The organism is Cryobacterium roopkundense (assembly GCF_014200405.1).
GTDB classification, from domain to species: domain Bacteria; phylum Actinomycetota; class Actinomycetes; order Actinomycetales; family Microbacteriaceae; genus Cryobacterium; species Cryobacterium roopkundense.
On sequence record NZ_JACHBQ010000001.1, the window covers coordinates 386,821 to 412,442 of the forward strand.

Sequence of the window (25,622 nt, forward strand, 5' to 3'; positions counted from 1 at the left end):
TGCTGTGATGGTGTGGGGTGGTGATGAGGTCTGACTGGTGTTCGGTTCCACCCTCGAAAAGGTTTGGAAACCCACCAACCTGTTACCGTTCCGTTACCAACTTCAGCAAACACACAGGTTCAGTCGAATTCGATCACGCGCAGGCTCAGCCACAGCGCGAGAGTGTCATCAGCGTTGTCCAGGTCGATTGCGAAGAGTTCGTGGCATCGCTTCAATCGGTATCTCAGAGTGTTCTGGTGCACCGAGAGTCGTGCCGCGGTCACGGCGGAATCGCGGGAGCCGTCGAGATACGTGCGCAGTGTCTTGGCGTAGTCGGTACCCGAACGCTCATCCGATTCGAGCACCTGCCTGGCGTGCGGTGACATGAAACGTGGCGTGTCACGAAACACCTGCGCCAGTTCGAGGAACATGAGGCGGCTCCTCATATCGTGCGCACTGGCAACGACGCTCGTGTGTGTGCGGGTCGTTTGGAGCATCAGAACCAGATCCGCATCGCGTCGCGACCGGCTGATCTGGGCGACCTGGGCCGCGCTGGAACCGATCGCGGCGCGCACCGATACGCGCAGGCCGCCACCGGCCCGCTCAACAATGCGATGGGCCATGAAGTTCAGCCCGCTCGTATCGCCCGCGGACGCGCCGGAGAACACCGCGTAGATCGTGGTGCCGTTCACCGCGCACTCGGCCCCATGTTGGTACGCCTCGCACTGGGTGGCAATCAGGTCGACCAATCGGCTCAGCCTGAGCTCCTCGCCGCTCGCACCAAACTCCGGTTGAAACGCGACGACCGCAAACGGTCCGCCGGCATCGAGATCCAGCTGCACGGCTACCAGCCGGGAGTCTTCGCCTCCCTCGAGCAGTCTGCGCACCAGCTCGGTGCGGCGCTGCCGCACCAGATCTGCCGCGCTCCGAGCTCGCAAAATGTGCAGGGCGGCAATATCTGCGGCTCGTTCCAGAGCCTGTGCCGCATCCGTGTCCAACGCGCCGTTTTCATCGACCACCCAGATCGATCCCAGTGGTTGGGTGCCCGCTCGGATCGCCACTGCCATCCGCGGCATCCCCGGTGCCAACGCGGGGAGTCGGAGTGCGCCGGGTGATCGATAAACGGATGCGTAGGCATTGGCGTTGTCGGGATCGTCAGGTACCTGTCGCCCCAGGATTCCCTCCCGCCGCGTGACGTCGATTGGCTGGGCCGGCAGGGTCGAGTACGCGAGAATCCGAGTCTGGAGATCTTCAATTGCCGTCGCTCCGCCCACGAGGGCTGCGATGGCATTGGCCAGGGCGAAGAGGTCTCCGACGGCAAGACCTGTCGCCGAACCCGGCTCCGCGGCCGAGGTCAATGTGGAGTTGAGGAGCGACTCCAGCTGCCGCCACTCAACGTCATCGTGCACCACGAGAAGGGCGATTCCTGACGCATCCGCTACCGCGGCGAGCGTTTCCACGCTCAAGGAGAGCGACTTGATCACGACGGCGTCGAAACCGCGTAGGGCCGCACCGCGCACAACGAGCGCGGCATCCGGCGCTTCGGGGTGTACGCCGATGCCCAGCAAGATACCGTTTCGCCGGCCGATGAAGGGCACCATGGAGTCGAACAGGGTGGGGCTCGTCAGTGCCACAGTCCTGTTCGCCGCGCTGGAAGCCAGGTGTAAGCCTGAGCCCTCAAGAGTGGTGAGGAGTTCGGACACGGCCACTCGGGGTGCCTCGAATGGGATTGTGTTCATCAGGCCACGCTAGCCCTCATTGTGTTGCTCGACATAGAAGGAGCCAGATCTTCATGCTGAACGCTAAAGATACCGTTGACAGCCTCGACCAGACTGTGGCAATGACGCTGAGTACGCACCTTCGATCGGTAGCCGATCACGCTCACCTGACGGCGACAGACGCGGCACGCTCCGCGGGGGTGAGCGTGCATGACGAGCGCGAACTGCCGGGGTTTGCGAGCATAGAAGCCCTCTTCAGCCTGGTCTGGGGGCTGCCTCCCCGCGAGCCGCCGATCCCGGCGGAACTGCTACGAAGCATCAGCCACGCCGGTTGCAACGTCACTGCCGCCTACGACTCGCACGGCACGCTGACGGGTGCGGCGGTGGCCATCGTCTCACCGGGAGATACCTCCATGTATTCCTTGATCGCCGGTGTTCTGCCGGGCACGGCCGACCGCGGCGTGGGATTCGCGCTCAAACTGCACCAGCGCGCCTGGGGGCTTGCCCGGGGCATCCCCACCATGACGTGGACGTTCGATCCTCTGGTCAGCCGGAATGCGCGGTTCAACCTCACCAAGCTCGGCGCGCACGCCGGGGAGTACGAGCAGGATTTTTACGGGCCGATGCACGGCGCGATCAATGCCAATGACGACAGCGATCGCCTCATCGCCGTGTGGCCTCTGGCCCGTCAGCGCTCGGTGGACTGCAGCGAAGCGCGCGCCGAACAGCCGGAGCTTCCAATCTTCCCCGTCGAATCGGTGCGGAGCCTCGGTCCGGACGGTGACCCTGCGGTGATTGACGACGCAGGAGTGTGGTGGTGCCGTGTACCGGAGGACATCGTTCGGCTGCGTGCGCAGAACCCGACGCTCGCCGCCGAGTGGCGACGCAGCATCCGTTCAGTCTTCACGGAACTTTTCGCCGCTGGCTATGTCGCGAGTGGTGTCACCCGATCCGGTTGGTACCGGTTCGTTTCAGGAGGTCAGGCATGAAGATTGAAAACATCGAGTTGCATCGGGTGCGTCTGCCCCTGGTGCGACCGTTCCGCACGTCATTCGGCACGGCGGTGGAACGTGAGACCACGCTCGTGCGCGTGGTCACAGCCAACGCTGAAGGGTGGGCGGAGTGCGCTGCCGAGCCCGACCCGCTGTACAGCTCGGAGTTTTTGGACGCGAGCGACCTCGTGATTCGGGATCACCTGATTCCGCGTTTGCAGGCTCTGGGTGACCGGCTGACCGCCGAGTTGGTGGCGACCGCGCTCGAACCTGTCAAAGGTCACTTCATGTCGAAAGCCGTTCTCGAGACGGCAATTCTCGACGCCCAGCTCAAAGAAACCGGAGTCTCCTTCGGCGGATATCTCGGCGCCGTTCACGACACTGTGCCGGCGGGCGTTTCTGTCGGCATCATGGACTCGATTGACGAGCTTCTGGAGGTTGTCGAGGGCTATCTGGCCGAGGGCTACCTGCGCATCAAACTCAAGATTGAACCCGGATGGGACATCGACCCCGTTCGCGCCGTGCGTGAACGATTCGGTGATGACATGCTGCTTCAGGTCGATGCGAACACCGCGTACACGCTGGCGGATGCTCGTCACCTCGCCCGGCTTGACCCCTTCGACCTGCTCCTGATGGAGCAACCGATGAAAAAGGATGACCTGCTGGGTCATGCCAACCTCGCCAAGCTCATTTCGACGCCGATTTGTCTCGACGAGTCGATCGAGTCCGCCCGTGACGCCGCAACGGCGATAACCCTGGGTGCCTGCAGCATCATCAACGTGAAACCGGCCCGGGTCGGTGGTTACCTCGAGGCGCGGCGCATTCACGATGTCGCCGCGGCGCACGGGGTGCCGGTGTGGTGCGGCGGCATGCTCGAAACCGGTATCGGGCGGGCAGCCAATGTGGCCTTGGCCGGTTTGCCCAACTTCGTGCTGCCGGGGGATACCTCAGCGTCCAACCGGTACTACGCCGAAGACCTGACCGCGCCCTTCGTTCTCGACAACGGCCACCTTGCTGTGCCCACGGGCCCCGGCATCGGTGTCGAGGTGCTGCCCGACGTGCTCAAGCGCGTGACAGTGGCAACGACACGCATCACCTACTGAGCATCACTTTCTGACCATCCGCTCACCGAAACACATTTGGGGACAACGAATGACGATCACACAGCGCACAACCTCCACCTGGAAGATCATGGCGTCGATCGGGATGGTGGCGGCTCTGGCCCTCACCGGGTGTTCCGCGACTGTCGCTCCGCAGCCGACAGCCGACGCGGCGCCGGTGGGGTCCATCGACGCGGCCGCGGCGGCTGCACTGCCGGCCGACATCAAGGCGGCCGGAATCATCAAGGCCGCATCGGACATTCCCTATCCGCCGATGGAGATGTACGACGCCGACCAGAACGTGACGGGCTTCGACCACGACCTCGCCCAGGCCATCGGTGCCAAGCTGGGCGTGAAGTTCGAGCTGCAGAAGCAATCGTTCGCGGCTGCCATTCCCTCCCTCCAGGCCGGAAAACACGACGTCATCATGTCGGGCATGAACGACACGAAGGAACGTCAGCAGACGCTGGATTTCGTGGACTACTTTCATGCCGGGTTCACGATTCTGGTTGTGAAGGGCAACCCGGAGGGCATCGGCGGGGTGCTCGACCTCTGTGGCAAGAACGTGGCTGTGCCGAAGGCCACGGTTCAGGCCGATATTCTGCGCGGTTACGACGACGACTGCATCGCCTCGGGGGCCGGTGTCGTGAACGTGATGGAACTACCGGGCGAAACGGATGTGCAGACCGCGGTGCGGTCCGGGCGTGCGGTGGCAGAGGTGGTCGACTCGGCCGTTGCCGCGTACACGGCGCAGACTGCCGGCGACGGCGAGATGTTCGACGTCGTGACCGACCCTGACAACCCCGCCGGATACAGCCCGGTCTACTCCGGGATCGGAATCCTCAAGGAGAAAAGCGAGTTGAGCAACGCCATCCTGCTGGCCTTCCAAGCCGTCATCGACGATGGAAGTTACCAGCAAATCCTCGCCAAATATGAGCTCTCCGACTACGGCCTTGATGTAGCCGGCTTCAACCTCGGTTCGTAAGGCCATGAACCCCTCGTTAGCGCACGCAGTGCGGGAGGCCGCCCCGGCGGCGACGGACTCCGACGACATCTCGGCGGTACCCCTGCGACATCCGTGGCGCTGGGTGATGGCCGCCGTACTTGCCGGGGGCTTCGCAGCCCTGGCTGTGTCACTCTGGCAGAACGACAACGTCAATCACCCGACCATCAGCGAGTTCATCTTTGATCGCCGCATCCTCGATGGGGTCGTTCTCACTTTGGTGCTGACCGTCGTGTCGATGATCATCTCCACGATCCTTGCCGTGGTCCTCGCGGTGATGCGGCTCTCGAACAATCCGGTGATGAGCGCCCTCGCGTGGCTCTACATTTGGGCTTTTCGTGGAACGCCGCTGCTGATCCAGATCGTGTTCTGGGGCTATCTCGGCCTCCTGTATGCCCAGATCTCACTCGGCATTCCATTCACCGACTTCACGATTTTCACCGTCGACACAAACACACTCATTCCCGCCTTTGCGGCTGGCCTGCTCGCGCTCACCCTGAACCAGGCAGCCTATTCGGCTGAGATCGTGCGGGCCGGCATGCTCTCGGTCGACGAGGGGCAATATGAGGCCGCGTACTCCGTGGGCATGAGCCCGGGATTCACCCTCTTCAAGGTCGTGTTGCCCCAGGCCATGCGGGTGATCATTCCACCCATGGGTAACGAGACCATCTCGATGCTCAAGAACACCTCACTGCTCTCGGTGATCGCCGTGCTCGAGATCTACACCGTCGCCACGCAGATATCATCGCAAAATCTGCGGCAGGTGGAGCTGCTCATCGTGGTGAGCTGCTGGTATCTCTTTCTCACGTCAGTCCTGTCCGTGCCGCAGTATTACCTGGAACGGCACTTCGGGCGCGGTAATGCCCGCAGCCTGCCGCCCACCCCGATTGCGCGGGTGCGGGCCGTTCTAGGCGGCCCCCGCTGGCCCCGGCCAACCCCTGAGAGAACGGATGCCTCGTGACCGAGACCACAGATCGTCCGCGGATCACGGAGAATGCGCCACCGCTGCTCAACGCCCGTAGGGTGCGCAAGAGCTTCGGCGGTGTGGAGGTGCTGAAGGGAATCTCGTTGACCGTTGATGCCGGTCAGGTCATGTGTCTCCTCGGCCCCAGCGGCTCGGGGAAGTCCACATTCCTCCGCTGTATCAACCATCTGGAACGCATTGACGGTGGCCGCATCTCCGTGAACGGCGAACTCGTCGGGTACGCGCAGCGGCACAATCGCATCTTCGAAATGAATCGGCGTGAGGTTGCCCGCCAGCGGCGGGGAATTGGCATGGTTTTCCAGAGATTCAACCTCTTTCCTCACATGACGGCGCTCGAAAATATCACCGTCGCGCCGATCGGGGTGCGCAAACTGCCCAAAGAGGGTGCCCTTGCCCGTGGGAAGGAGCTGCTGGATCGGGTGGGACTTGCAGATTTGGCCCAGTCCTATCCCGCGCAGCTTTCGGGTGGTCAACAACAGAGAGTCGCCATCGCACGGGCCCTCGCCATGGACCCCAAACTCCTGTTATTTGATGAACCGACCAGCGCCCTCGACCCCGAACTGGTGGGGGAGGTGCTCGATGTCATGCGCACCCTGGCCGCTGAGGGCATGACCATGATCGTGGTCACCCACGAGATCGGATTTGCCCGCGGCGCTGCGGATGAGGTGGTCTTCATGGACGGGGGCGTCGTCGTGGAGTCGGGGCCACCGTCACAGGTGCTCGACGATCCCCAGCACGCTCGAACCCGGGCGTTTCTGGATAGCGTGATGTGAGGCGGGGTTGCCCGGCCTGATGCTCAGCAGCCGATGCCGGCCGGATTCTGGATGCAGTCGTGCGCCACGAGCACGCTCTTGACGTGGCGTACGACCACCGGCAGCGGGTTGGCCGCCACTGCGAGGGTTCCCGTGACGGACTGCCAGCCGCTGCCGCCGACCCGGAACTCGGCGGAGTATTCCACTGACAGGGAGCTCACGTAGTCTCCGCGCACAGTGTAAATGTGGCTCGTGTCGGTGTCGGTGAATTCGGGAACACCGAGGTCATCCCAGGATGCTCCGCCGTTCGCAGAGGTGCCGCCTGCACCATCACCAAAGTCCCAACGGAAGGCCGTGGGTGTGAAGCGCACCTCGGCCGAGTTGCCGAGGAGCGTGCCGGAAACAACGTGAGCGGATGCCTCGGCGACGAAATTCGCGGCGAGCCCGACGATTGCGAGGCCGTTGGGTTCCATGCCCTGCGTGGGAAGCTGCGGGGAAAAGCCGACCAGGTCGCTCACGCTCGTGGCGATCGGTGCCGTGCAGGTGGGGCACGCAGGGAGCGGCGCAGCCGGGGCAGGCGCGGCGCCCCCATGGGAGCCGCCGACCCCCTCCTCCGCGACGTTCACCGGGGGTGTCGCTGTGCCGCCGCCGGTGCCTCCGCCCGCGTCGCCGTTCGTCGATCCGGTGTCGCCGTCTGTCAGTGTGTCGCGGCCCGCTGAGAGCTGTACTTGACCGCCGTTGGCCACCGCCTGCGCGTCGGGGCACTTGCCCTCCCGACGCTCTTGGCGTGTGCACGCACTCGCCGACGATGCCGTAATGACAGAAAAGGCCAGCGCGAGAATGACCGCGATGGCTAGCAGAAGTTTTGGCCGGGCCATACGTCCTCCTCGTCGATCAACAAGACTCTCGGATCGGACGGGCTCGACACGAGCGCAATCTGGAAGGGCACGCGGGCCAGCCGGGTTTTAGGCGTTACATCAATTCCCGCTCGGTCGACTACTTTCGTCTGCGATACGTCGTCGCAGAGGTAAATTGAGACGGCGGCGACGTCCCCTTTTTCATCGGCGTATCGAATCAGGGAGACGGTGTCGAAAGTTTCCGTCCCCGAGCTGGTGTGGCCGGTGTCTAACATGCCTTCGAATGACTTCAGGACGTCCGGAAGGTACTCCGCGCTAACGAACCCGGAGATGCGCTGGGCGTCGGCGCCGCCTTCAGCGAGAAGTGTTGTTGACATTGCCACGTACGCGCCGTAGGCGGCCGTGGCGGCCTCGAGGGCTTCGTCGTTGGACGCGAAGACCGGGGCAGCCGGGGTCTCGGGCGGCGAGGGAGTCACTTGCGGCGGTGGCGCGGAGGCGCAGCCGAGCAGGCAGAGCGAAGCGAGTGCCAGGGTGCCGAGGAGGGTGCCGCGAAGGGGAATGCGCATGCGGTCAATGTAGAGCACATCGGCCAGCCGTGTGAAGTTATCCACAGGGGAAGGGGCATCCGCTTCGTGATTAGTGTCTGTGGAGGGGTGCCTGCTCGGTCGTGCGTGTCGGTGAGGGACCCCTACGCTGGAGGGATCGAGCACGTGCCACACTCTTTCGGAGGATACTCATGACGCTGTTGACCGCTGACCTGTACGACGAGCGCGGAGAAGACCTGCAGTCCGTTCCGCTGCAGTTTCACACGATGGGTGGTCGTACCCGCTTCAGCGGCCCCATCCGCACCGTCACCTGCCTCGAAGACAACGCCCTCGTCAAGTCGGTACTCGCGACGCCCGGCGACGGTGCCGTGCTAGTGGTCGACGGCGGCGGGTCGCTCAACTCCGCCCTGATGGGCGACATGATCGCCGATTCCGCAGTCGCCAACGGATGGGCCGGTGTCGTGATCAACGGAGCCATTCGTGACCGGGTGGCCATCTCCGACCTCGATCTCGGGGTCAAGGCGCTCGGCAGTAACCCGCGCAAGAGCGCGAAGACCGGCAGCGGCGTCACCGATGCCGTCGTCACGTTTGCCGGAGTCACGTTCATTCCCGGGCGCACCATTTTCTGCGACGAAGACGGCATCCTCGTGGAGCGCTAAGCGCTGACCGAGCGCTGACCACGTTCGGCGCTGACCCTGGCAAATCAGGGGTCAGCGGCCGCAGCGAACGCTACTGAACGGCGTCGTCGAGCTTGGTCACGCGGAAGGTGGCGTCGAGTTCCACGTCCACATCGCGACCGTCGGGAAGGGTGACCTCCACCTCATAGAGGTGGTCCGCGTCGTCGCTGCGGTCGAACTCGGTGACGCTCCCGCTGCCAACAGCGGCCAGGGCGGCCGCTTCGGCGCTGGCGCGGTTCGCGGCGTCCTGATCGGCCGTGGGCTGGGCGGAAGCCGTGGCCACCGGCGCGGATGTCGCACCCAGGTTGTTCTGGTCAAGGTCGCCAACGTACACAACGGTGAACGAGCCGTCGAGCTCCACATCGACCTCGTCGCCGTTTTCAAGGCGAACTTCGAGGTTGTACTCGGGGCCGCCGTCGTCGGTGTGCTCGGCGCTCGTGACGGTGCCCGGTCCTACCTCGGCGAGGGCCGCATTGCTCGCACGCTCAAGAGTGTCTCCGGTGAGCGTGTCGCTGTCGTCGGCGATGTTGGCCACTCCGAGGGCGATTCCCGCTCCCGCCAGCGCCACAACGATGGCGGCGCCCGTGGCGATCAAAACATTTTTCTTCTTCATGTTGTGTGTCCTCTGTAGAAAGGGCCCCCGGCCTGCCCCTTGAACAAGGTACAGATAAAGCGTGTCCGTCAAGTTTACGTGTGAACGTGGGCGGTTGCGCATCCGCCTGTCTGAGCCCACTTGTGGGGCTTAATTCGTCCACGGTGCTCTCGCTACATTCGGGTGACACCCGAGGAGATTTGTGGCGCCCAACGTTCCTGCCATGCGTGAGCGGTTTGCCGCGCAATCAGTCATCGAGGTGTTGCTGCTCGAGCAGAGCCTCGTTCCGCCCCGCTCGCCGCTTGCGCGGTTTTTCGGTCGGTCGCCGCTCGGTGCCGACAGCCTGGCCTGGTACCGCGGGGCCAAGGCGGAGATCGCCGTGGGGATGCTGCTGGCCGAACTTCCCGTGGAGTGGACGATCTTCCATGCGCTCCCGGCGGGCGCAGAGGGCACCGAGATCGACCATCTGGTCGTCGGCCCCGGTGGAGTGTTCACCATTCAGACGAAGCTCCACCGCGGCAAGAGGGTGAGGGTGGCCGGACGCACGGTTGTCGTCGACGGCGAAAGGCTGCCCTACATTCGCAAGGCCGAGCTCGAGGCCGCACGGGTGACCACACTCCTTCGCGAGCGGATGCTGCTGCGAGCGTCGGTGCGCCCGGTTGTGGCCATCGTCGATGCCAGGCGCATCACTGTGTACCAGAAGCCCGCCCAGGTGAAGGTAATCGACGCAGAAGACCTGCGCCCCTGGCTGCTGACCCGGACCCCGGTGCTGGAGCCTGTCGACCGCATCGAGGCCGCCAATATCATCGACAGCCCGGACACGTGGGACGCCCTTCCCAGCATCGAGCCCGACGCGCTCGTCTCCCAGTTCGCCGCGCTCGAGAAGTCAGTGCGAGCAGCGCGCACCCAACGCCTCTTCTGGGTGCCGTTCGGCTCGGCGGCGCTCATCGTGGCGGCGGCCGGCATGCCGTACCTCATCACGGCCTTGATCGGCCTGGGCGGCGCTCGGTGACGCAGTAGAACACACCGACCGTTCCAGTGCCCCTTGTGGGGCTCTCGATAGGTGAGCGTCTCTCGGTATCTTTTAATAACTCGAGGGAGGATCCATTCCCGTGACAGTCGAAATACCCGCTATGCGCACTCGACTCGCGGCCCAAACGGTCATCGAAGACCTCATGGACCAGAGAGTCGTGCCCAGCCGCTCCCCGATCGGCCGCATGTTGGGGCGGTCTCCGCTTCATCACGACAGCCTGTCCTGGTATCACGGGGCCAAGGGCGACATGGCCGTGGGTGCCGCGCTCGCCAAACTTCCCCCCGACTGGACCGTGTTCCATTCGCTTCCTGTGGGCCAGGTGCGCGCCGAGATCGGCCACCTGGTCGTGGGTCCGGGCGGCGTCTTCACGATCACCATGCGCAATCCGCGCGGCAAAAATGTCTGGGTGTTCAAGCGTCTGGTCGTCATGCAGGGACGCCGCGTGCCGTACCTGCGCGACGCCGAGTTTGAGGCCGAACGCGTCACCCGAGTGCTCCGCAAACGGATGCCGCAGCACGGCGCCGTGCAACCGGTGATCGCCCTCGTTGACCCGCGCGAGGTCGTCATTCGCGAGAAACCCGCCGCGGTGAAGGTGATCGACGCCAAGCACCTCAACTCGTGGCTGCTGCGCCTGCCGCCGTTGCTGAATCCGCGAGAGCTGATGGAGATCATGACCCTCGTGGATGACCCGGTCACTTGGGGCGCGCAGCCGCAGGTGGATCCAGGCAACGTGATGGCCCGCTTCGCCGAGCTCGACAGCGATGTGCGCGTGTCCCGCCGCCGCCGCCGCACCTGGATCTCGTGGGGCTCTGCAGTGCTGGTTGTGACGATCGCAGTGGAAATCGTGGTCGTCGTTCAGGTGATCACGGCGCTGCTGGCGGACCTGGGCATCGGGTAGCGCACGCGACGGCGGCCCCGCCGGAGACGGGGCCGCACATCGTTCGGGTTAGGAGTCGGTGCTCGAGGACTCGACCGGGGCCTGCGTGCCTGACGGCGCCGGGGCATCCGTCGGAGGTGTGCCGTGGTCACCCTGGGGACCGCGGGGGCCTTCGCCGGCGGCGGGTGCGGCCGGCGCGGTGCTGATCTTGGTGGCGTCGAGGCTCGTGCCGTTGGAATTCACGGTGCCGGAGGCGTGGATCTCGGTGCCTGTGGCGAGATCGGCGATCAGGCCATCGCCGTACTCGGTATCGCCCGAGGTCACGATGGTGCGGGTGAAGCCGTCCTTGTCAGTGACGGTGACAGTGTCGCCGGAGACCGACACGACAGTGCCGTGGATGTGCGGCACGTGCGCCGGGCGCTCTGTCGTGGTCGTCGCCGAGTCGGATGATGAGTCCGATGTCAACTCTGCCGTGGCAGCAAACGCCGCTCCGGCGCCGCCGAACACGAGCGCGGCGGCGGCGACAGCACCGATGATGATCGGCGCCCGGCGACGAGCAGGGGTGGCCGCGTCGAGGGAGGTGATGCGGGCTAGGTCTGTGGTGCGTTTCATGGGGGCTCCTATCGAGTGGTGTTTCGCTTCTTCTTCATGGTCAGCACCGAATCTGAAGACGAACTGAATCTTCACCGGCACCGATGCACACCCAGAAGATCATCAGCATCCGTTCAGGTTCGAGCAGGAGTGTTGAAGCATGCCCCCCGCTCCCGCCCGCATTCTCGTCGTCGAAGACGAGGAGCCGTTGCGCACGGCGATCGGGCAGGCCCTCGCGGGCGCGGGCTTCACCGTCGAGACCGCCGCCGACGGCACCGACTTCGCCGCCCGCATCGCGCTCTTTCGACCGGATGCCGCGGTGCTCGACATCTCATTGCCCGGCGAGAGCGGGCTGCGCCTGGCCCAACGGCTGCGCAGCGCGGGGAATACCCCGGTGCTCTTCGTCACCGCCCGCGACGGCGTCGACGACAGGCTGGCCGCGTTCGGTGCCGGGGCCGACGATTACATCATCAAACCCTTCATACTGGCCGAACTCGTGGCACGCGTCACGGCAGTGCTTCGCCGCACCGGGGGACTGGTATCACCCACGATGCAGGTCGGTGACCTCGTGCTCGACGAAGCGGCGGCCCGGGTGACTCGTGCCGGGGCATCGATCGAGCTCACCGGCACCGAGTTTCGGCTGCTCACCTATCTCGTGCACAACCGTGGCCGCACGATGTCTAAGACGCAGATCCTCACCCAGGTGTGGGGGTACGACGACTACGACCCGAATCTGGTGGAGGCCTACGTGAGCGCCTTGCGCCGCAAACTCGACGCGAACGGTCCGCGCCTGATTCAGACGGTGCGCGGCATCGGCTACCGAATGCAGGCCTGATGCGCACCACGTCGCTGCGGCTTCGGGTGATCGCTGCGGTTCTCGGCGCGCTGAGCGTTGTGCTCGTGTGCGTCGGCATCCTGATCAATGTCGTGCTCGGCGAGCAGCTGCGGGCCGACCTGCAGCAGCGTCTGGTGGACCGGGCCGGGTATGCGCAAATTCTCGCCGAGCAGGGCTTGTCGGCGCAATCCCTCGCCAACCAGCTGACCGGCGACGACGTGACGGTGGCGTTCTCCCTCGGCGGCGACACCGTGTACGGCAGGGTCGAGCCCACACCGCGTGCCGGAAAACCGTCCGGCCCGCATGCCAGCCCGCCCCCGGGCGCCGTGATCACGCAGCGTGGAAACGAGGTGGCGGTCACCCAGACCGTGGCCGGCGGCACCCTCACGCTGAGCGCGAGCGAGGCGGGCATCGACCAGACCTTAAGCCAGCTGCGCACCATCGAGATTGTCGCGGCGGCGGCGACGCTGCTCGTGACCGGCCTGCTGCTGACCGGTGTGGTGGGTGTGGCGCTGCGCCCGCTCACGCGCATGACGGCCCTCGCTGTGGGCATCGCGCACGGCGATCGCGGCGGCCGGCTGCGGCCGAGCAACCCGCGCACCGAAATCGGACGCACGGCAGCCGCCATCGATGACATGCTGCAGGCGCTGGAGGCAGCCGAGACCACGGCGCGCGACGCGGCTCATGATGCGGCCGACGCCGAAGAACGGATGCGGCGGCTGCTCGCCGATGTGTCGCACGAGCTGCGCACCCCGGAGGCCGGACTGCAGGCGAGCGCCGAAACGCTGCTGCGCACCAATCCAGCCCGGGCCGAGCGTGAGCGCCTCACCGTGGGCATGATTCAGCAGACGCACAGGGCCGCTCGCCTGGTGAACGACCTGCTGCTGATCGAACGCCTCGATCAGGGTGGGGAGCAGCGGATGCCCGAGCCCGTCAACCTGTCGACGCTCGCCGAGCGCGTGGTCGCCGAACAGCGGCTGCTCGCCGAGGGCCGCTCGATCTCGTTGAGCGCGCAGCGCGAGGTATGGGTGCACGGCGACGCCGAACGGCTTGGCCAGATTGTCACGAACCTGCTGGACAACGCCCGGCACGCCACCGACGCGGATGGCACCATTTCAGTGGTGTTGCGGGTGCGCGACGGGAGCGTTCAGCTCGAGGTGGGGGACTCCGGCGCCGGGGTGGCGCCCGCGGACCGCGAGCGCATCTTCGAGCGTTTCGTGCGCCTCGATCCGGCGCGCAGCGGCAGCCGCGGCGGGTCCGGGCTCGGCCTCCCCATCGCCCGGGCGCTCGCCCGCGCCCACGGCGGTACCCTCGCCTATGGGCTCCCCGGCGGCTTCACGCTCACCCTTCCATCCGGCACACCGCCCGCCTGACCGCGCCGGTGTGGCCGCGCGCGCCCGCTGCGGCGGTCGCGCCCCGCGATAACGGCGCGTCGCGCGCCTGACCGCGCCGGTATGGCCGCGCGCGCCCGCTGTAGCGGTCGCGCCCCGCGATAGCGGCGCGTGGGCTGGAGACGCGCGGGCTAGAGGCTCAGTAGGGAGGGCAGATGCACATTCGCGGCGGCGAACGCCGCGAACAACACGCCGTACGCCACGTACAGGGACACCGGAATAAGCACGATCCATTCGCGTACCGAGCCGGCATTGCCGAGCACGGGCAGGGCCAGGTAGCCGCCGGACGTCCAGAGGCGCTTCAACACCGGCACCCGGCGCCAGAACCGTGGCGGCTTCGGCACCCACGGCCACAGCAGAGGCAGCCCACCCGTGGTGAGGAAGTCGCCGAGCAGGTGCACGGCGTAGCCGAGGGCGACGCAGATCACGAACCACGCCTGCTGTTCCGGCGCGTAGAGCGCGATGAAAGCGGCCACCGCGAGCCCAATCAGCCACGCCAGACTCCACCACCGAGCCAGTTTGAGGGCCTTCGCGGCGAAAGCCACCGTGGCCGCGGTCATCACGGCCGGGCCTACGCTAATCGGCTGCGGCCATCCGCTCGGCTGCCAGATGAGGAGGCCGAGCCCGGTGGCGAGAATCCACACGCAGGCCACCGCGAGCAGGCTGTGCAGGCCGTGCCGGTGCCCGCCGGAGGCGCGGGAGATGCCCGAGGTCACGAACTTGCCGAGCACGGGGACCGAGTGCGCGATGGTGGCTGAGCCGTGGTCGGCGTCGGGCAGCAGGGCGGCGCCCGCGCACAGCAGCACCCCGGCCATCGTGCCGGTGGGTGTCACGGGGAACAGGCCGAGACCGTGCCCCGCGGTGGCCGTGACGGCGATCCACGCTGCGGCGCCGGTCATGGCGTGGTGTGCACCCATCATGAGTGTGGCCTCCGTGTCGTTGTGCGAGCGGATGCCCGACTCATCACCCTAGGTGCCACCACCGACACACCGCGTCACGGTGGCGCGCGCCCCGGCCGTGAACGACAATGGGACATCATGACACCCGCCATTCTGAGTCTCACCGGCGTGAGCAAACGCTTCGGCTCCGTACAGGCGCTCGATGATGCCCACCTCGATCTGCGCGCGGGAGAGGTACACGCCGTGGTCGGGGCGAACGGCGCGGGCAAGTCCGTGCTCGTGAAGATTCTCTGTGGCGTTTATCCCGCGGATTCCGCCACGCTTACCCTGAATGGCACTGTCGTGTCGATCGGCAGCGCCCGCGAGGCCGGCCTGCTCGGTCTGGCGATCATCCACCAGACTCCCGGCACCGATCCCCGACTCACCGTGGCCGACTACCTCATGCTCGGCCAGGAGCCCACGCGCCGGGGCCTCATCGACCGGCAGCAGCTTCGGCGCTCGGCAGCGGAGCGACTCGCCGTCATCGGCGCTGTCCTGCCAACGGATGCGCCGCTCGGCTCGCTCGGCCGCGGCCAGCACCTTCTGCTCGAGATTGCCCGGGCGGTGGCCGATCACGCGCGCGTCGTCGTGCTGGATGAGCCCACGGCATCCGTTTCGATTGACGAAGCCCAGACCATGCTGCGGGTGATCGACGCGCTGCGGCGCTCCGGGATCGCGGTCGTGGTGATCACGCATCGGCTCGATGAGATTTGGCGTCTCGCCGACCGCATCACGGTGCTGCGGGCGGGTCGAGTGGTGAGGAACGGGCGCGTCTCGGAGACGAGCGTGGAGCAGGTCACCACCGACATGCTCGGACACGAGGTGTCGCGCGCCGTGGCCGCCGAGCCCGTGGTGACCGGACCCGTCGTGCTCGCCGGCGAGGCGCTGACCGACGGCTCCGGGTTTGGGCCGATCAGCCTCGACCTTCGTGCGGGGGAGATCGTGGCAGTGGTCGGCGGCGGCGCCGCCACCCTCGCGGGCCTGCTCACCGGTGTGCGCCGGGTGCGCGGCGGCAGGCTGCTGCGGGGAGGCATGCCGATTCGGCTGCGCGGCCTGCGCGACGCGGTGCGGCACGGCATCGGAGTGATGCCCGAGAGCCGGGAGCAGCAAGCGCTTGCGGTTCGTCTGGCCGAGGAGCCGCCCGTGGTGCTCACCGGCATGGACGCGGTGCGCGCCGCCGTGGAGGAGCGGCTGGCCTCGGTTCGGCAGGCCGTGAAGACCGACATCCCGGTGCTTCGTCGGGCCCCGTGGGAGTTGCGGGAAGACATTCCCGCGCTCGTCGAGGGCAACCGGCAGTCGGTGACGCTCGCCCGCTGGGGCGAGCTGGCACCGCCGGTGCTCGTGCTCGTTGAGCCCACGCGCGGCGTCGACGTGGGCGCCAGACAGCGGATGCACCGCGAGCTGGCCGAGCTGCGTCGCGGGGGAACGGCGATACTGCTCGTCTCGACCGACCTCGAGGAGGTGCTCGGACTGAGCGATCGTATCCTCGTGGTGCGGTCGGGCAGCGTGGTGGCTGAACTCAGCCGCGCCGACGCCACCCCGCAGAACGTGACGGAGCACGTGGCCGGGCGCGCCGGTCAGTCGGCGTGAATCTTACTTGCGCGGTCGCACGACGAGCACCGGGCAGGTCGCGTGGCGCACGCACTGGTCGCTCACGGAACCCAGCAGCATGCCGGTGAAACCGCCGTGCCCGCGGGAGCCGACCACGAGCATCCGCGCCGGGCGCGAGATCTCGATCAGGCCCTTGGCGGCGCCGGAGTGCACCACCCTGTAGTCCACGGACACGTCGGAGAACTTGGCTGCGAGTGCGGACACGTCCTTGCGCAGACTGGCCTCCACCGAAGCGGCATACTCGGCGAAGGACGACACATAGCCGAACTGCCAGTCGGCGGGCCGCGGCGCGGTGTCGATGGTCCAGGTGCGCACCACCACGACGGGCGTATGCAGCTGCACGGCGAGTTCGAGTGCCTCGGTGAGAGCGCGGTCGGAGCAGTCTGACCCGTCGTGCCCCACAACGATGCTGCCTGCGGGAACGGAGGCGGGCACGGCCGCCGGGTCGGTGTTGCCGAGAGTGCCTTCGGTGTTCATCGTCATTCTCCTTGTGTGGTGGTGGGGCATCGCTGTCGTACTACCATTCTGGTGCCTCCGCGGTTGTCCCGACCGCGCCGGCATAACTCCCGCAGCGCCGCTACGCCTGGGTAGTTGCCCGACCCGTCTGACCGCCCCATCCCCGAAATCGACGGAGATCTCGGCCCGGACTGCGCAAACACGCCGACAAATCACTGTTTTCGCCTAAAAATCTCCGTCGTTTTCGTGAGCGGAGCTGGGCGGGGCGGGAGGGCAGAGGGCACGTCTCAGGGGGAGGCGCCCGTCAGGCGCCGGCCTCACGATCGAGGCGCTCGAGCCGGGCGCGAAGCGCGAGGTATCCGGGGTCGGCGAGGCCCCTCAGCCGACCGAGCTCCCGCACGGCCTCCGCGTCGCCGCAGCCCATCTCGGTGGCGCACCAGCGCCGGATCAGGTCGGCGCTCCCGCTCACCCGCACGAGGGAACCGACCGCGGCAGTGAGCTCCGCACGCAGCGGCTCGATCGCGCGGGCGGTCGAGCGCTCGAGCAGCGGCCCGGTGTACACGTCGAGCGCTGCCGACGCCTGGCCCTCGCGCACGAGGCGCAGCACGCGCGCCACGTCCGACACCCCCTGCGCCGCCGGGGCCAACCGGTACGGTCCCGACTCGAGTAGGCTGCCCAAAATCAAGCGGATGCGATGCATCTCGATCCGAATCGTGGAGGCCGCGCCGGTCTCGCCGTGCACCTCGTAGGCGAGCTCGTCCGCGGTGAAGCCGCGCGCCCGCGAGTCGAGCAGGGCGAGGATCTCCGCGCGACGCAGGGTCAGCGGCATCCGCTGCCCGTCGGCGCGAATCACCGTGGGCGAACCTCCGAGCAGTTCGAGGGACACGAGCCCGGGCGGGGTCGCCGGCCGCGGGCGTGCCGCGGGCGGGCGCGATCGAAGCAGCTCCTCGGCGAGGCGCACCCCCACCTTCACCATGCGCACGCTGTCGACCGATACGGTGTTGAGCGGCCCCGACACAGTGAGCACCCCCACCACGAGCCCTGTGGCCGGGTCACGAATGGGCGAGGCCGTGCAGACCCAGGCGTGGTGCGTGCGCACGAGGTGCTCGGCGGAGAACAGCTGCGCGGTGCGCCCGTTGATCACGGCTTCGCTGATGGCGTTTGTGCCGATGCCGGTCTCCGACCAATCGGCACCCTCCACGAATTCGAGGGTGTCGGCGCGCCGCAGCACGCTCGCGCTGCCCACCCGCCAGAGGATCTCCCCGCCGGCGTCGGCCATCACGAGCAGATGCTGCCCGTCGGTGCTCTCGTCGGCGAGCAACTCGCTCAGAGCCGGCATCACAGCCTGCAAAATATGCGCCCGACGCAGCGACACGATCTCGCTCACCTCGTGCAGGTGCCGCGGCAGGTGCGCGTCGGGATTGATGCCGGCGGCGAGGGAACGCTGCCAGGACTGCTGAACCGCGGGGGAGATGCCCGGCTGGGGCGCACCCGCGAGGGTTTTTTCGTGGGCCGCGCGCAGCATCCGATCGTACTCGAGGGGCGAAGAAAACCGCAGGTCAGGCGGCATCGCGGGCGAGACCTGTGCCATTACCTGTCTCCTTCGACGTTCGACGGAGGCCGCCAAGGCGAAGGTGTAACGCCTATGTAACCCTCGAGGCCGTGTACTGGTGAGTAGTGGATCACGCTCGAATCAGCGCGACGGGGCAATCGTACCGTCGCAGCCCGGGCGGATCGCGATCAGCGCACACAAAGGAGTGAATATGCCTGAATCACCCGGTACCGAATCACCCAGCACCGAGTCACCCAGCACGCTCGAATCAGCCAGTGATGGCGTGCAGGCCTGGCTCACCGAGCTCGACCGCACGCTGCAGGCCGGAGACGTGGCGGCGGCCCTCGACCTGTTCGACGACGACTGCTACTGGCGGGACTTCGTCTCGTTCACCTGGAACCTCAAGACCCTCGAAGGCAAGGCCGACATCGAGCGGATGCTCACCGCCACCCTCGACAGCGTGAAGCCGAGCGGGTGGGTGCTCGCCGAACCCGCCACGGGCACTGCCGCCGATGCGGAAGCCTGGGTGAACTTCGAGACCGCGCAGGCCCGCGGCTACGCGCATCTTCGGCTGCGAAACGGCACGTGCTGGACCATCCTCACCACGATGCAGGAGCTCAAAGGCTTCGAGGAGAAGAAGAACTTCACGAGGGAGACCGGCGTCTCGCACGTGATCGAAAAGGGACGCAAGTCGTGGCTCGAGAAAAAGGAGGAGCGCGAGGCGCGGCTCGGCTACGAGGAGCAGCCGTACTGTGTGATCGTGGGAGGAGGGCAGGGCGGCATCGGGCTCGCCGCCCGGATGCGCCGGCTCGGCGTGCCCACGATCGTGATCGAGAAGAACGCCCGGCCCGGTGACTCCTGGCGCAACCGGTACAAGTCCCTGCACCTCCACGACCCGGTCTGGTACGACCACCTGCCCTACATGAAATTCCCCGAGGACTGGCCGGTGTTTGCGTCGAAAGACAAGATCGGTGACTGGCTTGAGCACTACACGCGCATCATGGAGCTGAACTACTGGTCGAGCACCGAGTGCACGAAGGCGGCGTTCGACGAGGAGGCCCAGGAATGGGTCGTGCAGGTGGTGCGGGAGGGCAAGCCGGTGACGCTTCGCCCCAAGCAGCTTGTGTTCGCGCTCGGGGTTTCCGGGTATCCGAACACCCCGGTGTTCGAGGGTGCCGACGCGTTCACCGGGCAGCAGCACCACTCGTCCCAGCACGCCGGCGGCGGGGACTGGACGGGCAAGAAGGCCGTCGTGATCGGCTCGAACAACTCGGCCCACGACATTTGCGCCGACCTGTGGGAGAACGGCGCAGAGGTCACCATGGTGCAGCGCTCCTCGACGCACATCGCCCGCAGCGACGCTCTCATGGACCTCGCCCTCGGCGGGCTGTACTCCGAGCAGGCGCTCGCGAACGGGGTGACCACGGAGAAGGCCGACCTGCTCTTCGCGTCGCTGCCGTACCGCATCCTGCCGGCGGCGCAGATCCCGGTGTACGAGCAGATGGCCGAGCGCGACGCCGAGTTCTACTCCCAGCTCGAGGCGGTCGGGTTCGACCTCGATTTCGGCACCGACGGCTCCGGCCTGTTCCTGAAGTACCTGCGCCGCGGCTCGGGCTATTACATCGATGTGGGCGCCTCGCAGCTGCTCATCGATGGCCGGGTATCGGTGAAGTCGGGGCAGCTCGCGTCCATCACGCCCGATTCAGTCGTGATGGCCGACGGGTCGACGCTGCCGGCTGACCTCATCGTGTACGCCACCGGCTACGGCTCGATGAACGGCTGGCTCGCCGATCTTGTCTCGCCCGAGGTCGCCGACCAGGTGGGCCGCTGCTGGGGCTACGGCTCGGACACCCCGAAGGATCCTGGGCCGTGGGAGGGGGAGCTGCGCAACATGTGGAAACCCACCAACGTGCCGCAGCTCTGGATCCACGGCGGCAACCTGCACCAGAGCCGGCACTACTCCAACTACCTCGCGCTGCAGATCAAGGCGCGCATGGAAGGGCTCGAGACCCCGGTCTTCGAGCTGCAGGAGTCGCACTACGCGCACTAGCGAATAACGTGCTGCGGTACGCCCCCTGCGCTGGTCGTGTCTCGGCAGGCTCGACAACCGGTCGAGACCTGTCGCGCCGCCGAGAAACACCGCTCCCACAGTGCATCTCGGCGGCGTCGGCGCGTCTCGCAGGCGAAAACTTCTCCCGTTTACCAAAAATACTCCGTCGGGGGGATGTGTTTTCAGCTGTTGCGGTGGCAGGATATGAAACCCGGCGAGGAGTACACCATGACTCATGCACCCTCCATTAGACGTCGCCACCCGGCGGCGTCACCCCCCGAGCAGCGCCTGCGCACAGGGACCGTGCCCCTGCTGCACGTGCCCTCACGCGGCAACCTCAGGTCCCAGGGCGAAATCGCCCTCGCGGCCCTGCTGCAGGAACCACCCGTCAATTGGGCGGTCTTTCCGGCCGGCCCGGTCTCCGAGCACCTGATGGTTGGTCCCGGTGGGGTCTTCACGATCAACACCCGGCATTCCGATGGCGAGTGGGTGTGGGTCGACAAGGACACCATCCGCGTGTCGGGCCGACGCATGGCGTACAGCCAGGACGCTGTCGTCGAGGCCGGCCGGGTGACTGCGCTCCTGCGGGCACGCATCCCGTTGCGGGCACCGGTTCGCCCGGTGATCGCGCTCTTCGGCGCCCGGTTCATCGTCGTGCGCGGCAAGTCGCCCGAGATAATGGTCGTCGACGCCCGTGAGCTGCAGGTGTGGCTCGAAACCCTTCCCACGGTGCTGCGCCCGATCGAGCGCATGGAACTCGCTGCGGTCATCGACAACCCCGCCACGTGGGGCACCCGCCCGTCGATGAAGCGCCCCGAGGATCCGACCGCAGCCTGAGGCATCCTCTCGTTCTCGGCCGGCTCGATCCCAGCGCTGGTCGAGAAGTGCGCGCTGGCGCCTACTCGCAGCCGGTCCCGTCGCCGTCGCGGTCGAGGTGTCGCCCGTAGCCGGCATCGCCCGCCTGCACGGGGGCGGCTCCCGCCGCTCGCGCCGCGGTGCAATTCTCGTAGTACACCTCCGCTGGCGCGGACTCCACAGGGGGAGCGGGGGCGGGTTCGGCGGGCGCGAAGCCCGACGTGGCGGCGCGCTGCTCGGGGCAGGTCGCGAGAATGCGCGTCATCGAATCCTGCTCGCTCGACGTGACCCATAGCCCGTAGCTCGCCTTCACCGAAATCTGCCGGGCCACGTATGCGCAGCGGTAGGACTTCTGCGGCGGCAGCCAGGTAGCGCTGTCGCCGTCGCCCTTGCTCGAGTTGGTGGGGCCGTCCACCGCCAGCAGGTTGAGCGGATCGTTTGCGAGCGACTCGCGCTCCGCCTGCGTGAGCTGCTGCGCGCCGGTCTGCCAGGCGTTCGAGAGGGCGACCACATGGTCGATTTGCACGAGGGACGACGTGTCCTCCCCTCGCATGAAACTGATGGTCTTTCCCGTGTACGGACCCTGCAGCGTGCCGGTGAGCACGCGACATTCTCCGGACTTCACGATATTTGTCAGGTCCCGGGCCAGGATGTCGTTACGGGTGTCGCATCCGTTCTGATCGACATCCAGCCAGGCCGAACCGAAACTTTCCGTGCGGTCGTAGCCGGTTTTCGCCGCGCGTCCCTTCACAGCGAGGGTAGCCAGGAGCGCGGTCGCGACCAGGTCCGTGGCACTCGGGTCGGCCACGACGACGGACGGATCGGCGGACGCACCTGAAGGCGTGTCCGGGTCGAGCGGGGCGGCATCCGTCGGCGCCGGAGTGGGAGTCGGCACCGACGTTGACACGTCCGAGGCGGCGGCGGGAGCGTCTTCGACGGTCGCGGGAGCGACGGAGGCCCCGATGATCGTGACGACTAATGACCCTGCGAGGGCCACGGCCGCGAACTTGCGAGACGGGATGGTGGCCCAGGACTTGCGGCCGGTGACGAGAGCGTAGAGCGCGGTGAGTGCCCCAATGAGGCCCGTCATCAACAGCAGGCCCGACAGGCCGGACGTCGCCGTGCCGAGCACGACGAGCAGCACCGAAGCCGCGAGCATAACCCAGGTGAGAATCGAGAGGGAGGGGCGACGCAGTGTCGGGCGGCTGGTCATGGTGCTCCCTCTGACCGCGAACATGCGGTGCTTCGACCGTAGCGGTATTGCCGGCCGCCCACCAACGCCGCTACGGCTGGCGCGGCGAGAGCGGATGCCGCGGCGTCAGCCGCGAAAGCGGGCGGTGCGTCGGTTTCGGGCCGGGGAAACGACGCACAGTCCGCTCCCGCGAGCGAGCTCGCGCAGTATCAGCCGCGGAAGGCGAGCGCCGCTTCCCTGTCGGCCGCAACGTTGGCGCGGTGCAGCTCGTGGTGGGCGGCCTGCTCGGGGCGGCGGCGCAGGAACATCCACACGACGCCGAGTCCGACAAACCACAGCGGCGTCACGAGAAGCGCCTGCAGGGTGTCGGTCTTCTGGGTGAGCGCCCAGATCACAAACACGAAGAACGCCAGCACCAGGTAGCACATGTATACGCCGCCGGGCATCTTGAACTTCGATGCCGCGTGCAGTGCCGGACGGCGCTTGCGGTACACGATGTAGCTGACCACGATGATGGTCCACACGAAGATGAACAGCACCGACGCCATTGTTGTCACCACTGTGAACACGGCAATGATCGACGAGCTCGCATAGAGCAGAACAGAGGATACGAGCAGAAACATGCACGAGAACAGCAGGGCGTTGGCCGGCACTTTGTGGCGGCTCAGGAGCTGAAAACGCCCCGGTGCCGTGCCCTCGACCGACAGTCCGAAGAGCATTCTCGATGTTGAATACAGCCCGGAATTCGCCGACGATGTCGCGCTCGTGAGCACGACGAAATTGATCACGGCCGCGGCTGCGCCGAGCCCCGCGAGGGCGAACATCGCCACGAACGGGCTCACATCGGCGGTGACCTCACGCCACGGAGTCACGGCCATGATCACAATCAGGGCGAGAACGTAGAACAGCATGATGCGTACGGGGATCGAGTTGATTGCCTTGGGAAGGTTCTTCTCAGGGTTCTTCGCTTCGGCGGCCGTCGTGCCCACGAGCTCGACGCCGAGGAAGGCGAACACGGAGAGCTGGAAGCCGGCAACGAACCCCATCGGCCCGGTCGGGAACATGCCGCCGTCGTTCCACAGGTTGCTGAAACTCGCCGGGGCGCCGCCGGGCGACTGGAACTTCGTGAACACCATCACGAGACCCACGATGATGAGCGTCACGATGGCGACGATCTTGATCAGCGCGAACCAGAACTCGGTTTCGCCGAACGCCTTCACACTGGTGAGGTTGAGCGCGAGCAGAATCAGCACGGCGCCGAGCGCCGGGATCCACAGTGGAAGGTCGGGCCACCAGAAGCTCGTGTACAGGGCGATCGCGATCAGCTCCGCGATGGCGGTGACGATCCAGCAGAGCCAGTAGGTCCAGCTCGTGAAGAAGCCCGCCCACGGGCCGAGCAGATCGGCGGCAAAGTCGCTGAACGACTTGTATTCGAGGTTGGAGAGCAGCAGCTCGCCCATGGCTCGCATCACGAAGAACAGCATGGAGCCGATGATCATGTACACGAAGATCACGGAGGGCCCGGCGAGCGAGATGGTCTTGCCGGAGCCCATGAAGAGTCCGGTTCCGATCGCGCCGCCGAGGGCGATCAGCTGAATATGCCGGTTCGAGAGTGAGCGCGCCAGGTGCGGCTGCTGCCCGATGGAGGGTCGAGTGCTGGTTTTCAATTGCGACATCGGAATTACATCCTTGTAGTCGAGGGGCGATTGACGAAGTAGGTGTAAGCGTGTGCGGAGCGCGCCACACACGCGAGAACGGATGCCGAGGGCTGGCGCGGTGACATGACCTGGCCGACCCCCGGCATCCGTTCTGAACTGCTCTTAGACGAGGGCGAGCTCGACCTCGGTCACGAGGTCAGTCCACGACGCGAGAGGCAGATCGAGGGCAACGCTCACAGAACGGTTTGCGACCTTTCCGGCGGCAATATTGAGTCCGCCGGCCAGGGCGGCGTCACGCTCGAACGCGGCGCGCACTCCACGGTCGGCGATCGACAGGGCGTAGGGCAGGGTGACGTTCGTGAGCGCGAGGGTCGAGGTCTGCGGCACGGCGCCCGGCATGTTGGCGACGCAGTAGAAGATCGAGCCGTGCACCGGGAAGGTGGGGTTCTCGTGAGTGGTGGCGTGGGTTCCTTCGAAGCAGCCGCCCTGGTCCACCGCGATGTCCACGAGCACGGAGCCCGGCTTCATGCGCGACACGAGCTCATCGGTGACGAGCTTGGGGGCCTTGGCGCCCGGGATCAGCACTGAACCGATCACGAGGTCGGCCTCGACCAGCGAGCGGTCGATCTCGTACGCGTTGGAGGCGATGGTCTTCAGGCGTCCGGCGTACTGTGCGTCGAGCTCGCGCAGGCGGTCGATGTTGATGTCGAGGATCGTGACGTCCGCGCCCATGCCAATGGCCATGGCGGCGGCGTTGGAGCCGGCGACGCCGGCGCCGATCACGGTGACCTTCGCGGCACGCACTCCGGGCACGCCTCCCATCAGGATGCCGGGGCCGCCGCCGGGGCGCGTCATCGACGCAGCGCCGACCTGAACGGCCAGACGTCCGGCGACCTCGCTCATGGGGGCGAGCAGCGGCAGCGAGCGGTCGGCCTTCTGCACGGTCTCGTAGGCGATGGCGGTGACGCCGGCCTCGAGCAGGGCTGTGGCGAGCTCGGGCTCTGCGGCAAGGTGCAGGTACGTGAAGAGGATCAGACCCTGGCGGAAGTGAACGTACTCCGCGGTGACCGGCTCTTTCACCTTGAGGATCATGTCGGCGCTCGCCCAGACCTCGAAGGCGGTCTCGACGATCGCGGCGCCGGCGGCCTCGTAATCGGCGTCGGAGAAGCCGGAGGCGGCTCCGGCTCCGGCCTGCACGAGCACGGTGTGACCGTGAAGTTTGGCTTCGTGTACTCCGGCGGCGGTGATGGCCACGCGGAATTCGTTGTTCTTAACTTCTGTCGGAACACCAATGATCATGGGGAACTCCTGCTCTAGTGGGCGCGTCGCCGATCGACTTTGGTCAGCGTAGAAACGATAAACCCCGGTTTTCGCCCGACTCCG

The 25,622-nt window shown here is 66.6% G+C and carries 24 protein-coding genes; 13 read left to right on the forward strand and 11 right to left on the reverse strand.

The annotated features are described in order from the left end of the window. Positions 1–119: 119 nt before the first annotated feature. Positions 120–1,718, reverse strand: coding sequence for a PucR family transcriptional regulator (locus tag BJ997_RS01885; protein WP_052542647.1), 1,599 nt, complete (start codon positions 1,716–1,718; stop codon positions 120–122). Between the two features lie 53 nt (positions 1,719–1,771). On the opposite strand from BJ997_RS01885, the gene BJ997_RS01890 reads away from it, so the two are divergent. From BJ997_RS01890 to BJ997_RS01910, 5 genes are read left to right on the forward strand one after another with little or no spacing between them, the layout of a single operon-like run. Further along, a complete protein-coding gene (locus BJ997_RS01890) occupies positions 1,772–2,686 on the forward strand; it encodes a hypothetical protein (protein WP_052542646.1) in 915 nt (304 codons plus the stop codon). After that, the gene (gene menC, locus BJ997_RS01895) at positions 2,683–3,792 is read left to right on the forward strand and encodes an o-succinylbenzoate synthase (RefSeq protein WP_035839572.1); all 1,110 of its coding nucleotides are present in this window, start codon (positions 2,683–2,685) and stop codon (positions 3,790–3,792) included. The genes BJ997_RS01890 and menC overlap by 4 nt, the downstream gene beginning before the upstream one ends. 49 nt (positions 3,793–3,841) lie before the next feature. Then, positions 3,842–4,774 (forward strand): ABC transporter substrate-binding protein, encoded by a 933-nt coding sequence (locus BJ997_RS01900; protein ID WP_052542645.1) that lies wholly within the window; start codon positions 3,842–3,844, stop codon positions 4,772–4,774. A 4-nt stretch (positions 4,775–4,778) separates the two neighbouring features. Then, positions 4,779–5,753, forward strand: coding sequence for an amino acid ABC transporter permease (locus tag BJ997_RS01905; RefSeq protein ID WP_052542644.1), 975 nt, complete (start codon positions 4,779–4,781; stop codon positions 5,751–5,753). Beyond that, positions 5,750–6,550 (forward strand): amino acid ABC transporter ATP-binding protein, encoded by an 801-nt coding sequence (locus BJ997_RS01910; protein ID WP_276525037.1) that lies wholly within the window; start codon positions 5,750–5,752, stop codon positions 6,548–6,550. The genes BJ997_RS01905 and BJ997_RS01910 overlap by 4 nt, the downstream gene beginning before the upstream one ends. A 23-nt stretch (positions 6,551–6,573) precedes the next feature. Here the strand turns inward: BJ997_RS01910 and BJ997_RS01915 are convergent, their stop codons facing one another. Both BJ997_RS01915 and BJ997_RS01920 read right to left on the reverse strand, forming a co-directional pair. Further along, positions 6,574–7,407 carry a hypothetical protein gene (locus BJ997_RS01915; protein ID WP_052542643.1) on the reverse strand — a complete coding sequence of 278 codons (834 nt, stop codon included), beginning with the start codon at positions 7,405–7,407 and terminating at the stop codon, positions 6,574–6,576. Beyond that, positions 7,383–7,997, reverse strand: coding sequence for a hypothetical protein (locus tag BJ997_RS01920; RefSeq protein WP_035839567.1), 615 nt, complete (start codon positions 7,995–7,997; stop codon positions 7,383–7,385). Before BJ997_RS01920 ends, BJ997_RS01915 begins: the two co-directional genes overlap by 25 nt. A 125-nt stretch (positions 7,998–8,122) precedes the next feature. Here BJ997_RS01920 and rraA point away from each other — a divergent pair, with 125 nt between their 5' ends. Beyond that, positions 8,123–8,590, forward strand: coding sequence for a ribonuclease E activity regulator RraA (gene rraA, locus BJ997_RS01925; RefSeq protein ID WP_035839565.1), 468 nt, complete (start codon positions 8,123–8,125; stop codon positions 8,588–8,590). Positions 8,591–8,660: 70 nt separating this feature from the next. On the opposite strand, the gene BJ997_RS01930 is transcribed toward rraA, so the two are convergent. Next, positions 8,661–9,221 (reverse strand): PepSY domain-containing protein, encoded by a 561-nt coding sequence (locus BJ997_RS01930; protein ID WP_160175918.1) that lies wholly within the window; start codon positions 9,219–9,221, stop codon positions 8,661–8,663. Between the two features lie 181 nt (positions 9,222–9,402). Here BJ997_RS01930 and BJ997_RS01935 point away from each other — a divergent pair, with 181 nt between their 5' ends. Continuing rightward, positions 9,403–10,212, forward strand: coding sequence for a nuclease-related domain-containing protein (locus BJ997_RS01935; RefSeq protein ID WP_035839563.1), 810 nt, complete (start codon positions 9,403–9,405; stop codon positions 10,210–10,212). A gap of 100 nt (positions 10,213–10,312) precedes the next feature. After that, positions 10,313–11,131, forward strand: a complete 819-nt coding sequence (locus BJ997_RS01940; protein WP_183323227.1) for an NERD domain-containing protein — start codon at positions 10,313–10,315, stop codon at positions 11,129–11,131. A 48-nt stretch (positions 11,132–11,179) separates the two neighbouring features. On the opposite strand, the gene BJ997_RS01945 is transcribed toward BJ997_RS01940, so the two are convergent. Beyond that, the gene (locus tag BJ997_RS01945) at positions 11,180–11,722 is read right to left on the reverse strand and encodes a DUF5666 domain-containing protein (RefSeq protein ID WP_183323228.1); all 543 of its coding nucleotides are present in this window, start codon (positions 11,720–11,722) and stop codon (positions 11,180–11,182) included. A 139-nt stretch (positions 11,723–11,861) separates the two neighbouring features. On the opposite strand from BJ997_RS01945, the gene BJ997_RS01950 reads away from it, so the two are divergent. Together BJ997_RS01950 and BJ997_RS01955 are read left to right on the forward strand one after the other, a co-directional pair. Further along, positions 11,862–12,536, forward strand: a complete 675-nt coding sequence (locus BJ997_RS01950) for a response regulator transcription factor (RefSeq protein ID WP_035839549.1) — start codon at positions 11,862–11,864, stop codon at positions 12,534–12,536. Then, positions 12,536–13,909: a sensor histidine kinase gene (locus BJ997_RS01955; protein ID WP_183323229.1), complete on the forward strand. Its 1,374-nt coding sequence runs from the start codon at positions 12,536–12,538 to the stop codon at positions 13,907–13,909. The genes BJ997_RS01950 and BJ997_RS01955 overlap by 1 nt, the downstream gene beginning before the upstream one ends. A gap of 149 nt (positions 13,910–14,058) precedes the next feature. Here the strand turns inward: BJ997_RS01955 and BJ997_RS01960 are convergent, their stop codons facing one another. Continuing rightward, entirely contained in the window at positions 14,059–14,847 is a 789-nt protein-coding gene (locus BJ997_RS01960) for a metal-dependent hydrolase (RefSeq protein ID WP_035835623.1), read from the reverse strand. 117 nt (positions 14,848–14,964) lie between these two features. Between BJ997_RS01960 and BJ997_RS01965 the strand changes: the two genes are divergently transcribed. Continuing rightward, positions 14,965–16,455: a sugar ABC transporter ATP-binding protein gene (locus tag BJ997_RS01965; RefSeq protein ID WP_052542010.1), complete on the forward strand. Its 1,491-nt coding sequence runs from the start codon at positions 14,965–14,967 to the stop codon at positions 16,453–16,455. 3 nt (positions 16,456–16,458) lie between these two features. Here the strand turns inward: BJ997_RS01965 and BJ997_RS01970 are convergent, their stop codons facing one another. Beyond that, positions 16,459–16,959, reverse strand: coding sequence for a universal stress protein (locus BJ997_RS01970; protein WP_236628832.1), 501 nt, complete (start codon positions 16,957–16,959; stop codon positions 16,459–16,461). A gap of 277 nt (positions 16,960–17,236) precedes the next feature. Continuing rightward, positions 17,237–18,523: a sigma-54-dependent transcriptional regulator family protein gene (locus tag BJ997_RS01975; RefSeq protein ID WP_035835622.1), complete on the reverse strand. Its 1,287-nt coding sequence runs from the start codon at positions 18,521–18,523 to the stop codon at positions 17,237–17,239. A gap of 172 nt (positions 18,524–18,695) precedes the next feature. On the opposite strand from BJ997_RS01975, the gene BJ997_RS01980 reads away from it, so the two are divergent. Together BJ997_RS01980 and BJ997_RS01985 are read left to right on the forward strand one after the other, a co-directional pair. Continuing rightward, on the forward strand, positions 18,696–20,534 hold the full coding sequence (locus BJ997_RS01980; protein WP_052542009.1) for an NAD(P)/FAD-dependent oxidoreductase: 1,839 nt from the start codon (positions 18,696–18,698) through the stop codon (positions 20,532–20,534). 228 nt (positions 20,535–20,762) lie between these two features. Then, entirely contained in the window at positions 20,763–21,371 is a 609-nt protein-coding gene (locus BJ997_RS01985; RefSeq protein WP_152602089.1) for a hypothetical protein, read from the forward strand. A 61-nt stretch (positions 21,372–21,432) separates the two neighbouring features. Here the strand turns inward: BJ997_RS01985 and BJ997_RS01990 are convergent, their stop codons facing one another. The 3 genes from BJ997_RS01990 to ald form a co-directional block, all read right to left on the reverse strand. Continuing rightward, positions 21,433–22,602 (reverse strand): GmrSD restriction endonuclease domain-containing protein, encoded by a 1,170-nt coding sequence (locus BJ997_RS01990; protein ID WP_201771693.1) that lies wholly within the window; start codon positions 22,600–22,602, stop codon positions 21,433–21,435. A gap of 188 nt (positions 22,603–22,790) precedes the next feature. Further along, positions 22,791–24,257: a D-serine/D-alanine/glycine transporter gene (gene cycA / locus BJ997_RS01995; RefSeq protein ID WP_035835619.1), complete on the reverse strand. Its 1,467-nt coding sequence runs from the start codon at positions 24,255–24,257 to the stop codon at positions 22,791–22,793. 144 nt (positions 24,258–24,401) lie between these two features. Continuing rightward, the gene (ald, locus tag BJ997_RS02000) at positions 24,402–25,538 is read right to left on the reverse strand and encodes an alanine dehydrogenase (protein WP_035835618.1); all 1,137 of its coding nucleotides are present in this window, start codon (positions 25,536–25,538) and stop codon (positions 24,402–24,404) included. Positions 25,539–25,622 lie beyond the last annotated feature (84 nt).